We start from the raw sequence: 13,088 nt of genomic DNA on the forward strand, positions 1-13,088 counted from the left end.
TAGAATCTCTCAATTATAGGATTAAATCATGGCCAATAATTATAGAATTAAGAGTTTAATTGTCAATTCATTACAGCATCAGCGTCAGGAATATGGTGATCAGAATGCTGGTTTTACAATGGCAGAAATGATTGTAGTGTTATTCATGATTGGTATTCTATCAGTAATCGCTGCTCCTGGTTGGTCAGCATTTATCAACAGACAACGCTTAAATCAAGCCAATGGTGCAGTTGCATCTGTTATCCAAGAAACACGGTTACAAGCTAAAAGCACAAAAGGTACTTATAGTATCAGGTTTCGAGTTGAAGATAATATCCCTGAATACATAATTTATCCGGGTACTAATCTACCTGCTGATCCGGTTTGGATAGCTTTAGGTGATACCATGACGCTAAGATCTAGAGAAGTTTTTTTATACACTAATCTTAACTCTCCGACAGCCTATAATACAACAACTACTGATAAGCAGATAGTTCAAACCACCCTAGGAACAGGGACAATTACTTTTGACAGTCAAGGCGTATTAGCAAAGAAAAGTAGTGGTGCTGTCAGTGATACACCTTTAGCTATCATGGTTGCTGCACCTGTATCAACAACAGATAATAAAGCTAGTAGTGTAGACCGATGTGTGATTATTCAAACCTTAATTGGGGGGATACGAATAGCAAAAGATGAAAGGTGTCGGACTATTCCTACTAATGAATAAATTAATAATTTAATGATACAGGATATAGCTGAACAGAAGTACGGTATTAGCGGGTAAAATGCCCGCACCACAAGGGCTTTAAGATTAATAACTGTTGTATATATAAAAAATCAAAAATCCGTAAAAAACCGCATATCAAAAATCATCCTATATGGAAGAATATTTGTGTTTGTTGTGCTTGCAAATGATAAGCGATGAATTATTTACGGAATAATCAAGACGAGAGTGGTTTTACGCTGATAGAAATGATTACGTCACTATTAATTATCGGTATAATATCAGCAATAGCAGTACCAGCTGGAGCAACTTTGATGAAATCTCGCCATTTAAATGTTGCTCAAAATCAAGTTTACCGAGCTATGCGTGAAGCCCAAAGTCAAGCCAAAAAGGAAAAATTGACTTACCACGCTAGTTTCCGGGAACAAAATAATATTGTCCAATGGGCAGTTCATCCGGCTACAATTAATCCATCTAATGCTCAATGGAATGATTTACATACTAGTGTGAAGTTAGATAAAGAATCAACATTACAATTATCTAATGGTGTGAGACGAGTCCCATTTGATAATCTGGGAACTGTAAAACCTCCATTGGGCCGAATCACCCTGTCTAGTAAATCTGGTGGTAAAGCAAAGCGTTGTGTTTTTGTTTCTACCATATTAGGCGCGATGCGAACCGCTAAGGAAAATCCTCGTCCCGATGATGGTAAGTATTGTTATTGATTACCCAGATGGAAGTTAAGTTCCGGGCTAGTAGCCAAAATCTAGTATAGTGAACTATAGCCTTTCCCTTTCTGGTGAAATACAAAATCAATCCTCCCCTAGGTCTTGGGGAGGGTGCGTGATAGCGCGGGTAGAGTGTGTTTCTCAAGCTTGGGAATTGCTATACTAGCAAAACATATTTAGCCAGAGATTTTTTTAATTGTATTTTATCTAAAATCAACTATTAATTATATGCTAGATCAAGTTATTGCAGCTTTTGAACAAAAAGATTATCGAACAGCAGCTAAATTACTTCGACCACTACTGATAGAATCGCCGGAAAATCATTGGTTACAACTGTATTATGGCAAGTTAAAAGAAGTTTCTAATCAACTAGAAGAATCTGAAAAGATATATCTTCAATTATTACAATTAGCAACTCATAATAAAATTATTTCCCAAGCTCGTAAAGGTTTACAAAGATTAGAAGAAGTTAAACAAGAACTAAAACAAAAAGCTCTAGCTAAAGCAACAGCCACACCTGATAACAATGAACTGGGAATGTTAATTTTAGAACCCATTGATAATGAGTTAAAAGCCATTGCAGCCAGAAATTTTGCCCAAATTATGCAAGTAGACGCTTATACAGCGAGGGTGACACTACCAAGTCAAAATTGGCGAGTTTACCGCATTGGTAAAGTGGGAGAATTAGCATTTTATGGAACACAATTACAACAGGTGGGTATTCCATGTTTCTGGATCAAAATTCTGCAAATTCAAGAAATTCAGGTATTTCAAGTTAAATATTTATCAATAGATAAGTCCCAAATCAAAGTAACTTATCAAAATGAAGAGAATCAAACTAGTGCTATGATCCTTGATTTATCAGAAATTAATACTAGAGTTTTGGGACTTTTACCAATTTTTGAAGAAGTCGTAGATATTGATGTTAGGGGTAAATTAGAACGGAAAACCAAAACTCAAGATTATGCTCAATTTTGTGATTTACATTTATCAAAAGGGGGAATTATTTTGAGAATTTATGATCAAACTTATGAATTTCAACAAGGTTTAGAAAATAGTCCTCAAGCTAACCACAATACAATTAGAATTAATTGGAATAATTTGATGAGTTGGATTGATAAAAAATTACCTGAAGTTAAGGTATGGTCAGATTTTAAACCCTTTGCACAAACTGTTATTGACCAAACAGAAACCCTAAATCAAATTCCGTCTTATATTAATATCTTTCGCAAAGAAAAAAGTGATTGGGATGCGGCTTTTCATTTATATAGTGGGATTATCTTAACTAAAAATGCTGCTTTGGAAACACCTCAAGCAGATAATCCCAATTAAATTTATCCGGGGGTTTTAGCTTGATTTGCCATATCTAAAAATACACTCATATTTACCCCAGGACGACGACGAGGAGTATTAGTAGGAATCAAATACTTGGTTGCAAAATTGGTTTCAGTTGGTACTGCTATTTTTACGGCTTCAGTCTTAGTAACTTTTGCTGCTACTGGTGAAGCTACTGGTAAAGTTTCCGGTGCAGTTTTTGGTACAGTTTGTGATGTTGTGGGTGCTGGTGCTGAAGTAACATTATCTTCTTCTTTGAGTTCCAAGTAGTAGTTATTGTTGTTTTTACTAAACAATCCGGTAATAAAACGCACAATACCCGCAATTAGATTTTTGATAAAGTCCATAAAAAATGCTCCTGATTTGAATAGTTTAGAACGTGACTGAATTTACAGCGGTTTCTGCTCTTATGATGTACAAAGTTGAATCATGAAACTCTTGTGGTGCGGGCATCTTGCCCGCTAGATATGTACCTCATAACATCGGTAAATGCTGTACTACAATCACGGTGTAATATACATTTGATTGCGTTACCTACTATAGACTTGTTTGCTAATTAAAATTCGACAATACTGGTAAGTATTTTGATATTTTTCTGCCGACAATGATATTCGGTAAATAACGCAAATTAATTAATGATTAAATTTTATGATAACAATAAAATCGTGAAAACTTATTTAATAAATCTTAATAATTTAGATTCAGTCTGAAAACTGTCACATATTGTATATTTTTGACTACAATATTGAGTTAAATCACTGACAATATTAACTAATTAAGATCATGGTAACAAAACAAAATCCCGTTTTATTAGTGCATGGTATTAACGATACTGGGGCGGTTTTCAATAAAATGGCGTTTTATCTGCGACAACAAGGTTTATCCGTGTATACGGTGGATTTAATCCCTAATAATGGTTCTGAGGTTTTGGAGAAATTAGCCCAGCAGGTAGCTAATTATGTAAATGATACCTTTGAAGCAGCGCAACTACTGGATATAGTGGGTTTTAGTATGGGAGGAATTGTCAGCCGTTATTATATTCAGCGGTTGGGAGGAATAAATAAAGTCCAGCGATTTATTACTATTTCTTCACCCCATAAAGGAACTATTATTGCTTATGGTACTTGGTTAGCTGGTGCTGTGCAAATGCGTCCTAATAGTGATTTTATCAATGATTTAAATGCTGATTTTAAGATGTTAAAGCAATTGAATTTTACATCTATTTGGACACCTTATGATTTGATGATTTTACCAGCCACAAGTTCACGACTTGGTATAGGAAAAGAAGTAACTATACCAGTGATATTACATCCTTTAATGTTAACAGATACTAGAACTTTAACAATAGTAGCAGATGCGTTAATAGAACCTGTAAAATTATGAATTTCTTTTATAATACAGCATATTCCCCTTGACTAAAATACATCATCAGCGGGCAAAAGTCCCGCACTAAAAGAGTTTTATTATTAATATTTGTACTTCATAACACTGGGAACTGCTGTATTAAACTGTCACTTAATCTCTATCTCCGATTTTGTCATATTCAGTGCTGCCAAAAATCGCCTCTGGGTAGGGATAATATTTAAATTCAATTAAGTTATAGAAAGGGTCTTCAAGGAAAAAAGTATGGTGTTCTAGAGGAGAATTAGTCAAGCGGTTTTTGGGTTCTTCTCGAAATTTTAGATCTTTATTTTTTGCCCTTATTAGTAATTGTTGCCAATCTGTTTCTTGAGAAAAAATTAGTCCAAAATGTCGGGGATAAATTGCCTTTTGAGGTATTAAAATATCCTGGGTAACGTGGGCTACTAATTGATGTCCATAGAGGTTGAGAATCAAAGCGTGGGGGGTTTCACGTCCGGGTATGCAGCCTAAACCGTCAATATAATAGGCTTTGGTGTCGGGGATATTGGAGACAGGGAAAGCGAGGTGAAATATGGGCTGGTTCATGGTGGAGGTGGGTTGGAGAATCACTTGTTATTCTAGCTAAACTGTGAGCTATTTTTATTAAAAAATATGAAAAAATGTATCAAAAAATAACTAAAAGTATTGCAAGTATTGACATATAATACGTATTTATTATTAACTATAAATACAATCCCAATTATTTTTAGATAAACTTAAAGTTATGACTGGTAAAAGAGATAGTTAAGACTACATCTGAACTAGGGTTTTATTTTCGTGAAATAATTTATCAAAATCTTGAGCATTAAAAATGAACCATTCATAGATATTAGTCGCTATTAAATATTTAATTTCTAGATTTTTTTCGGTTAAACGTTCTCTGAGAAAATATAAAACTAATTCCTGAAATGCTTTAGTATTTAAATTATTAACTTTGAGCATTTGGCTTTTATTTGTTGGCTTTTTAAATTCTAAAATTACACCAACACTGGTTTTAGGGTCTTTTCCATTATGAATAACTAGATCATTTCGTCCTTTAGTATTAATAAAGTGATTAGAACTGTAATATGTATTCTTGAGAAAATCAGCAATCAAATTTTTATGAAATTCTTCTGATTCAGATTCATTGATTTTTTCAATTAGGTTTTTTAGATGTTTTTTAAAGGTTTCAATATCCTTTCTAAAAGGATTAATTTTCAGAAATGCTTTATTTAATGATTTCCTGGGTTGTAGTTTCTGTGAGTTCATTTGTTTTCCAGCAAAAAATGTAATTTTTATATCCCCAAATTCTCAAAATTAATAATTCATAATTGGTGACGGGTGATGAGTACAATAGTTAATTATTCCCTACACCCTACACCCTATACACTACTACTTATTACCTTGCGCCCAAATGCGAGTAGGTAACCCCCAAACGTAGATAAAACCTTCCGCAGCTTTGTGATCAAATTGATCTTCTGCGCCATAAGTCGCTAAATCAGGAGTATATAGAGTATTATCGCTCCAACGCCCGACAATTACAGCATTACCTTTAAATAGCTTTAAACGCACCACACCAGAAACCCTTTCTTGTGTTTGTTGAATAAAAGCATCTAAAGCAGCTTTGAGAGGACTATACCAAAGTCCATTATATACAAGTTTAGTATAAGTTTCTTCTATACCTCGCTTGTATTGAGTGACATCTGCTGTTAAAGTGAGACTTTCTAAGTCACGGTGAGCATTAATTAAAACTACCATTGCTGGTGATTCGTAGATTTCCCGTGATTTAATCCCGACTAAGCGGTTCTCAATCATGTCAATGCGACCAATACCATGATTTCCCACAATTTTATTGAGTTGTTCAATTAACTCAACCGGGTTTTTTGCTGTCCCGTTAATGGTGGTAGGAAGTCCTTTCTGGAAGCCAATTTCTAGATATTCCGGCTCGTTGGGAGTATCAGCTATGGCTTTCGTCATTTCATAGATTTCTTCCGGTGGTTCGTTTGCTGGGTCCTCTAATGTACCGGCTTCAATACTGCGACCAAGTAGGTTTTTATCTATACTGAAGGGAGAAGATTTTTTTACCGGTGCGGGAATACCAAACTTCTCACCATAAGCAATAGTTTGCTCTCGACTCATACCCCATTCTCTAGCTGGCGCTAATATCTTTAAGTTAGGGTTGAGGGCTGCACAGGAAACATCAAAGCGTACCTGATCATTGCCTTTACCTGTACAACCGTGAGCGATCGCATCCGCATCATATTTCGCAGCCGCTTCTACTAATATCTTAGCAATCAAAGGCCGAGCCAGGGCTGTACCAAGAGGATAGCGGTTTTCGTAAAGCGCGTTAGCTTGAATAGCGGGAAATGCGTATTCTTTAACAAATATATCCTTAACATCAGCAACCAAGGACTCACTTGCTCCTGATTTTAGGGCTTTTTCTCGAACTGGTTCTAATTCATCTCCCTGGCCTAAATCTGCTGCTAGGGTAATTATCTCTTCTACTCCCCACTCTTGCTTTAAGTAGGGAATACAAACGGAAGTATCAACTCCACCAGAATATGCTAAAACAACCTTTTTGGCGCGACCCATGAATTTCTCCACTCAGGAAAACAAAGAATGAGTCATTATTATATCTGACTTACCTAGCAGATATTTTTTTGTGCAACGGTAACTTTGAGATATTTGTCTTATTCTAGAATATGAGCAATAGTATTTTGGGTAAAACTGTGTTTTTTAGTATTGTTATTCCCACTTATAATCGCTTACCAATTTTAGAGAAGTGTCTCCGCGCTTTGGAGGTTCAGAAGTTCAGCAACGAAAAATACATACAAGATTATGAAATCGTATTAGTAGATGATGGTTCTACTGATGGTACTTTAAATTGGTTAGCATTACATCAAAATGAATTTCCTCATGTTCGCTGCTTTGAACAAAATCATGCAGGACCCGCTGCGGCGCGAAATTTAGGAGTAGAAAAAGCGCGTGGTGACACAATTATTTTTATTGATAGTGATTTGGTAGTTTTACCGAATTTCCTCCAAGCTCATACAAATGCTTTGATACAAGGAAAAGAGAAATTAGGAAACGACAGCTTTTTTACCTATGGTGCTGTAATTAATACTTGTAATTTTACCAATCCCACCGCAGAACCTTACAAAATCACAGATTTTTCCGCTGCTTTCTTTGCTACGGGTAATGTTGCTATTCCCAAATATTGGTTAGTCAAAGCTGGGTTATTTGATAATAGTTTTCAACTCTATGGTTGGGAAGATTTAGAATTAGGTGTCAGATTAAAAAAACTAGGTTTACAATTAATTAAATGTCCTGAAGCTGTCGGTTATCATTGGCATCCACCCTTTAGTTTACAACAAATTCCTAAGTTAATTGATCAGGAAATTCAACGGGGAAGAATGGGAGTTTTATTTTATCAAAAACATCCCACATGGGAAGTAAAAATGATGATTCAAATGACTTGGTTTCATCGTTTATTATGGGGGATTCTTTCTTTAAATGGCCTTTTGAATGAAAGAACCATGTCTCCATTTTTACAATGGTTGATTGATTTGGGTAAACCACAACTAGCTTTAGAAGTAGCGCGGATTTTCTTAAATTGGTATAATGTCAAGGGTGTTTATGCGGCTTATGCTCAGGTGCGGGATAAATAATTATCTTACCTAATCCCCTATTGTCAGAAAAAAGACGCCAAGAAATGAAAGTGCTATGATTAATGATGTTGAGACTTCCTTTTCTTTGCGATTTCTATTCTCGATTAAATGCTCAAGTTTCTACTATCTGCGGGTTTTAACACTACTAACAGTACCCTGTAAAGGCCGTTTACCTTTTGGAGACAAATACTCACTATCTTCAGAGGTTTCTATTGCTTTCTTGATAAGACCAGCTAGTTCTTCTAGTTGGCTAATCGCTTCCGCGCCTTCCAGCTTCATTAGTTCCCGATCATCACGCATTTCTGTCCAAGTAATCCCATAATCAGATACTAAAAAGCGAATTAAATGATTGTCGCCTAGGCTAACCATAAAAGACGCGCTATTCAGTTGATCTCCACAAGTATGGCAGGAAGCGGGATAACCATGCTGTTCTAGTACAACCGCTAAAGCTTGTAAATTCATTACTAAATCTTTAACAAAGTCTCTATGTTTGCTTGCTAGTCTTAAAAACACTTTTCCCTCCAAACACCAAAATTATGTAAGTTTATTTTATATTTTCTTCACATTTTCTCATGAACTGGCATCATAGAATATCTCTATGGTATCCATTAGAATTGCCAATGGTTGACGAGTTTACTAACTGGTTAACTCTTTTAGGTTAGTGGACGACAATTCTTTACAAAGTATCAACACATACGATTCCTCAAGTAATTATAGCGGACACAGGAACAGAAACTTAAATTTTGACTTCCCCCATCCGTCGGAATTTTACTTGATAAACTTGAGATATTTTCATCCTAACTTAGATCTATGAATAGTCAAGTTTGTTGAAACTATGTATTGACCTATCACAGATGATTTAGAGCCAGATTAAGGTGATTAATTCGCTCTAACGCCTATTTTCGTTGTTTGTGTTTTTATCTCCATTTCAAATAAACCTTGGATTGTATAACATAGACTGAGATTAGCGCAATTCGTAAATATACTTAGCTAATGCATTATTTTTAGTATTAATATGAGAGAAGCTGGTTTTCAGAAAGTATAATATTTTGTCTGATTTATTGATGTAGAATGCTGCAAGAGAGCCAAAAACTTATTAAATAATAAAAAATTACCCAATCCTTGAATAATCAGGATAACCAGAATTATAGGATTTACAGGATGGTTATTTGATGGTTAATGGCTGTTGTTTATGTATTTATTCTTCTATCTTAACTTGAGGAGTATTTACTTTTCTCTATACTAATCATCAACAACTAACGAATAATCAAACAATCACATCCTGTACATCCTTAAATCCTTGACATTCTGATTCTGACAATATTAAAATTATGTAAACAAATAACGAAATGCCCTAAATATGCTATTTTAAATACAGCATACATGAAACCAACCATGAACGAATCATGAATCATCCACAACAACCGCGAGAATACGATGCTGTGCTTGGTGGTAATAGTCCATCCCTAGAAGGTGCTGCGGTTTTAGGTGGTATTGAAGGGGTAAAATTACGGTTACAAAATCCAGATGCACAGTTAAGAATTGCTGCACTTGAGCAAGCTGTGAATTATGGAGAACAGGGTTTAGATTTGGTGATTGAAGGTTTAAATGATGAATCTTGGGATATTCAAAATGCGGCTTATTTAATATTAAATAAAAGGACAGAACCAAGAATTAAGCAAATATTACAAAAGCCTAATCACGAAGGTTTAAAACTAGAACAAATTGAAGTAGTAACAGTCAATAAATTTGGGGAAATTATTCAACGTCAGCGACGTATAGCTAGATATTTTGTAGAAGATTTAAGTAATGGTGTGATATTGGAAATGGCGGCAATTCCTGGTGGTAGTTTTATGATGGGTCAATTAGAAGATGAAGGAGGAAGATATAATAATGCAAGTCCCCAGCATCAAGTCACAGTTCCTAGTTTTTTTATGGGAAAATATCCGGTAACACAGGCACAATATCAAGCTATTATGGGAGCTAACCCTTCTTATTTCAAAGGTAGTAATCGCCCTGTTGAATGCGTTAGTTGGAATGATGCGGTGGCTTTCTGTGAAAAGTTAAGCCAAAAAATCGGAAAAACCTACAGACTGCCAAGTGAAGCCGAATGGGAATATGCTTGTAGAGCAGGAACTACCACACCATTTCACTTTGGAGAGATGATTACAACAGATTTAGCTAACTATGATGGTAACTTCACTTATGGTGATGGGATTAAAGGAATTTACCGAAAAGAAACAACAGAAGTAGGGAGTTTTGGAGTAGCTAATAATTTTGGATTATACGATATGCACGGCAATGTATGGGAGTTGTGTCAAGATAATTGGCATAGTAACTATGAAGGTGCGCCAACAGATGGAAGCGCATCGCTAGGTATCGAAGAAAACACTGGCAAAAGGCCGATGCGCGGTGGTTCGTGGATCGGCGATCCTGCGTTTTGCCGTTCTGCTTATCGCTACGACCAATACCTCGTTAGCAACTTCGACTTTATCGGTTTTCGGGTTGTATGTAGTGGTGCGGCGAGGACTTAGTAGCACTATGCGCTTTTACTCTATTGCTCTTTTCTTGTCTTACCCCCCTTTGCGTAGCAATAAACTTCTTGTCTGAATCAGGATATCCAGGATTAAAGGATTTACAAGATTGTAATTTGATGGTTGATAGATGAGATTCATATATTTATTCTTTTATCTCACTTCATGAATATTCACTTTTCTCCATACTAATCATTAACAACCAACCAATAATCAAACAATCACATCCTGTACATCCTAAAATCCTGGACATCCTGATTCAGACAAAAAATTTTCTTATTTGCGACTTTGCGCGAAATAAAAACCCAATAAACTAACAACTAATCCCCCTATTTATACATAATGAATAACCCCCATCAACAACTACTCCAACAAATAGACCTCATGCTTCGCGCCCGCTATCCCCTACTATATATAGTCGGAGTCGAAGAAGAACCAATAGAACAAGTCCTCCAACAACTCACCCAAATATCCCAGACACCACGACAACTATTATTATGGGATATCGTCACCGGTTGGGATGACAACGGAACTGATAAAGGTTCAGTCATGGGTGCATTATCAAGAATTACCAAAACCCCAGAAAATACAACCACAATTTTTGTATTGCGAGACATACATTTTATCCTCAAAAACCCCGAAACAGAAAAAAATGCTCCCGTAATTCGTGCTATCAAAAACCTCACCCGTCAACTCAAACGCACACGCCAAACCCTCATCCTCACCAGTCATACATTAACCATTCCCCCAGAACTACAAGAAGAAGTTACAGTAATTGATTTTCCCTTACCCAACATCGAAGAAATAGATTATTTAATTCAGCAATTAATAGTCCCGGAAAAACTTAACTTAAATGGACTAGGAAAAGAACAATTAATTAAAGCCTGTCAAGGATTAAGTCGGGCCAGAATTAGAAGAGTTTTAGCCGCCGCTTTAGCAGCAAAAGGACAAGTCAACGAAACAGATATTGATAGAGTATTAGAAGAGAAAAAACAAGCAGTTCGCCAAACCGGAATCTTAGAATTTTACACCGCCAATGAATCATTAAAAAACGTCGGTGGCTTGGAAAATCTTAAACAGTGGGTAAGAATGCGTCAAGATGCTTTTACCGAAGAAGCACGACGTTATGGTATACCCAACCCCAAAGGCGTTTTATTAGTAGGAATACAAGGAACAGGAAAATCATTATCAGCCAAAACTATCGCCCATGAATGGCGTTTACCATTGTTACGTTTGGACGTGGGCAGATTATTTGGGGGTATAGTGGGAGAAAGTGAAAATCGCATTCGGCAAATGATACAATTAGCAGAAGCAATATCACCCTGTGTATTATGGATGGATGAAATAGATAAGGCATTTGGTAATATTAATAGTGGGGTTGATGGTGACTCTGGAACATCGCGCCGAGTATTTGGTACACTCATTACCTGGATGCAAGAAAAAACCAGTCCCGTGTTTATGGTAGCCACTGCTAATAATGTGCAAATATTACCAGCCGAGTTATTAAGAAAAGGGCGATTTGATGAAATATTCTTTTTAAATTTACCTACGGAAAAAGAACGCCATGATATTTTTAAAGTCCACATTCAAAAAGTTCGCCCTTCCCGACTGCGAGATTTTGATTTACAGAAACTTGCCATAAATACGGAAAATTTTAGCGGTGCTGAAATTCAACAAGTAATTATTGATGGAATGCACCGGGCTTTTGGTAGTTTAATAGATGGAAATAGGCGTGATTTTAATACGGAAGATATTTTAGATGCCATATCGGAAACTGTACCTTTGGCGGCTATTGCTAAGGAACAAATTACCAGTTTAAAACGTTGGGCGGCGGAAGCTGGCGCAAGAACGGCTTCTATTGATACACTGTTAATTGAGGAGTTAAAGGTTTATTCTCAGCAGCAAGGTTTGGGTCCGTTGGAGGTGGATTAAATTCAATATTTTTTTAACGAACCACAGAGGCACAGAGGACACAGAGGGAAGAGGTTTTGGAGTTTAGCTGAGTAAGATAACGTGAATTTCATAAGCCTCTCTCCTCTTAGGGGAGAGGTTTGGAGAGGGGTTAAAAATACATAAGGAGTTGATTTTTTATGTCTCATTTTACAACTATCAAGGTGCAAATTAAACAGGGTGAAGTTTTGCTTCAAGTATTAAAGGAGTTGGGTTATCAGGTTGAACAAAATACTCAGGTTCGGGGTTATATGGGTGATAAAACTAATGCTGAATATGTGATTAAGCAATCTAATGGTTATGATTTAGGTTTTCGTAAAAATGGAGAAGGTTATGAATTAGTGGCTGATTTTTGGGGTGCGAAAATTAATCAGCAGGAGTTTGTTAATAATATCAGTCAAAAATACGCCCATAAAACTTTGATGGAAACAATTCAAACTGAGGGTTTTAATGTGGAGGAAGAGGAGGTTTTAGCAGATGGTACGGTGCGGGTTATTGTTGGTAAATGGGTTTAATTTCTGATTTATTAACATTATTAAAAAGGAAAAATCATCATGGCTGAATATCAAAAAGTTGAATATCGCATTGGGAAGGATGGTAAAATTGTGGAACGGGTTTTAAATGTCACTGGTTCTAGTTGTGTGGAAACAACAAAAAGTTTAGAAAAATCTTTAGGTGAAATAGAATCTCAGGAATTGTTACCTGAATATTACGAAGGAGAAGAGAATATTAATATCGCTGAAAATCAATCTTTAAAACAACAATAATTAATCATTACTCGTTCCTTGTC

Annotated in this window: 14 protein-coding genes; 9 read left to right on the forward strand and 5 right to left on the reverse strand. The window is 36.0% G+C overall.

All coding sequences use genetic code 11. The features are described 5' to 3' along the window. Positions 1-28 precede the first annotated feature (28 nt). From H6G44_RS08785 to H6G44_RS08795, 3 genes are all read left to right on the forward strand, one after another. The gene (locus tag H6G44_RS08785; RefSeq protein ID WP_190385232.1) at positions 29-706 is read left to right on the forward strand and encodes a pilus assembly FimT family protein; all 678 of its coding nucleotides are present in this window, start codon (positions 29-31) and stop codon (positions 704-706) included. 194 nt (positions 707-900) lie between these two features. Then, complete coding sequence (locus tag H6G44_RS08790) at positions 901-1,428, forward strand: type II secretion system protein (protein WP_190385231.1); 528 nt, start codon at positions 901-903, stop codon at positions 1,426-1,428. Between the two features lie 231 nt (positions 1,429-1,659). Then, positions 1,660-2,763, forward strand: coding sequence for a tetratricopeptide repeat protein (locus H6G44_RS08795; protein WP_190385230.1), 1,104 nt, complete (start codon positions 1,660-1,662; stop codon positions 2,761-2,763). A 2-nt stretch (positions 2,764-2,765) separates the two neighbouring features. Here H6G44_RS08795 and H6G44_RS08800 read toward each other — a convergent pair whose 3' ends face one another. Beyond that, a complete protein-coding gene (locus H6G44_RS08800) occupies positions 2,766-3,113 on the reverse strand; it encodes a hypothetical protein (protein WP_190385229.1) in 348 nt (115 codons plus the stop codon). Positions 3,114-3,549: 436 nt separating this feature from the next. On the opposite strand from H6G44_RS08800, the gene H6G44_RS08805 reads away from it, so the two are divergent. Continuing rightward, positions 3,550-4,149: an esterase/lipase family protein gene (locus H6G44_RS08805; RefSeq protein ID WP_190385228.1), complete on the forward strand. Its 600-nt coding sequence runs from the start codon at positions 3,550-3,552 to the stop codon at positions 4,147-4,149. A 132-nt stretch (positions 4,150-4,281) separates the two neighbouring features. Here the strand turns inward: H6G44_RS08805 and H6G44_RS08810 are convergent, their stop codons facing one another. The 3 genes from H6G44_RS08810 to H6G44_RS08820 all read right to left on the reverse strand — a co-directional run bounded on the left by H6G44_RS08810 (position 4,282) and on the right by H6G44_RS08820 (position 6,738). Further along, positions 4,282-4,713: a VOC family protein gene (locus H6G44_RS08810; RefSeq protein WP_190385227.1), complete on the reverse strand. Its 432-nt coding sequence runs from the start codon at positions 4,711-4,713 to the stop codon at positions 4,282-4,284. A gap of 204 nt (positions 4,714-4,917) precedes the next feature. After that, positions 4,918-5,415, reverse strand: coding sequence for a DUF7149 domain-containing protein (locus H6G44_RS08815; protein WP_242031634.1), 498 nt, complete (start codon positions 5,413-5,415; stop codon positions 4,918-4,920). 123 nt (positions 5,416-5,538) lie between these two features. Continuing rightward, positions 5,539-6,738 (reverse strand): argininosuccinate synthase, encoded by a 1,200-nt coding sequence (locus tag H6G44_RS08820; protein WP_190385226.1) that lies wholly within the window; start codon positions 6,736-6,738, stop codon positions 5,539-5,541. A gap of 110 nt (positions 6,739-6,848) precedes the next feature. On the opposite strand from H6G44_RS08820, the gene H6G44_RS08825 reads away from it, so the two are divergent. After that, positions 6,849-7,814 (forward strand): glycosyltransferase family 2 protein, encoded by a 966-nt coding sequence (locus tag H6G44_RS08825; RefSeq protein ID WP_190385225.1) that lies wholly within the window; start codon positions 6,849-6,851, stop codon positions 7,812-7,814. Positions 7,815-7,937: 123 nt separating this feature from the next. Here H6G44_RS08825 and H6G44_RS08830 read toward each other — a convergent pair whose 3' ends face one another. Further along, positions 7,938-8,327 carry a DUF1815 family protein gene (locus H6G44_RS08830; RefSeq protein ID WP_190385224.1) on the reverse strand — a complete coding sequence of 130 codons (390 nt, stop codon included), beginning with the start codon at positions 8,325-8,327 and terminating at the stop codon, positions 7,938-7,940. Positions 8,328-9,220: 893 nt separating this feature from the next. Here H6G44_RS08830 and H6G44_RS08835 point away from each other — a divergent pair. The 4 genes from H6G44_RS08835 (at position 9,221) to H6G44_RS08850 (ending at position 13,065) form a co-directional block, all read left to right on the forward strand. Beyond that, a complete protein-coding gene (locus H6G44_RS08835) occupies positions 9,221-10,348 on the forward strand; it encodes an SUMF1/EgtB/PvdO family nonheme iron enzyme (protein WP_190385223.1) in 1,128 nt (375 codons plus the stop codon). 342 nt (positions 10,349-10,690) lie between these two features. Beyond that, entirely contained in the window at positions 10,691-12,280 is a 1,590-nt protein-coding gene (locus H6G44_RS08840) for an AAA family ATPase (RefSeq protein ID WP_190385222.1), read from the forward strand. A gap of 158 nt (positions 12,281-12,438) precedes the next feature. Next, complete coding sequence (locus H6G44_RS08845) at positions 12,439-12,813, forward strand: DUF1257 domain-containing protein (protein ID WP_190385221.1); 375 nt, start codon at positions 12,439-12,441, stop codon at positions 12,811-12,813. 39 nt (positions 12,814-12,852) lie between these two features. After that, positions 12,853-13,065 (forward strand): DUF2997 domain-containing protein, encoded by a 213-nt coding sequence (locus H6G44_RS08850; protein ID WP_190385220.1) that lies wholly within the window; start codon positions 12,853-12,855, stop codon positions 13,063-13,065. Positions 13,066-13,088 lie beyond the last annotated feature (23 nt).

This window comes from Aphanizomenon flos-aquae FACHB-1287, from assembly GCF_014698755.1.
Lineage (GTDB): Bacteria > Cyanobacteriota > Cyanobacteriia > Cyanobacteriales > Nostocaceae > Dolichospermum > Dolichospermum flosaquae.

Coding starts and splice junctions, on each gene's coding strand:
- H6G44_RS08790 (WP_190385231.1), top strand. CDS start 901: ATGAATTATTTACGGAATAATCAAGACGAGAGTGGTTTTACGCTGATA.
- H6G44_RS08810 (WP_190385227.1), bottom strand. CDS start 4,713: ATGAACCAGCCCATATTTCACCTCGCTTTCCCTGTCTCCAATATCCCC.
- H6G44_RS08845 (WP_190385221.1), top strand. CDS start 12,439: ATGTCTCATTTTACAACTATCAAGGTGCAAATTAAACAGGGTGAAGTT.
- H6G44_RS08785 (WP_190385232.1), top strand. CDS start 29: ATGGCCAATAATTATAGAATTAAGAGTTTAATTGTCAATTCATTACAG.
- H6G44_RS08805 (WP_190385228.1), top strand. CDS start 3,550: ATGGTAACAAAACAAAATCCCGTTTTATTAGTGCATGGTATTAACGAT.
- H6G44_RS08825 (WP_190385225.1), top strand. CDS start 6,849: ATGAGCAATAGTATTTTGGGTAAAACTGTGTTTTTTAGTATTGTTATT.
- H6G44_RS08800 (WP_190385229.1), bottom strand. CDS start 3,113: ATGGACTTTATCAAAAATCTAATTGCGGGTATTGTGCGTTTTATTACC.
- H6G44_RS08795 (WP_190385230.1), top strand. CDS start 1,660: ATGCTAGATCAAGTTATTGCAGCTTTTGAACAAAAAGATTATCGAACA.
- H6G44_RS08815 (WP_242031634.1), bottom strand. CDS start 5,415: ATGAACTCACAGAAACTACAACCCAGGAAATCATTAAATAAAGCATTT.
- H6G44_RS08835 (WP_190385223.1), top strand. CDS start 9,221: ATGAATCATCCACAACAACCGCGAGAATACGATGCTGTGCTTGGTGGT.
- H6G44_RS08820 (WP_190385226.1), bottom strand. CDS start 6,738: ATGGGTCGCGCCAAAAAGGTTGTTTTAGCATATTCTGGTGGAGTTGAT.
- H6G44_RS08850 (WP_190385220.1), top strand. CDS start 12,853: ATGGCTGAATATCAAAAAGTTGAATATCGCATTGGGAAGGATGGTAAA.
- H6G44_RS08840 (WP_190385222.1), top strand. CDS start 10,691: ATGAATAACCCCCATCAACAACTACTCCAACAAATAGACCTCATGCTT.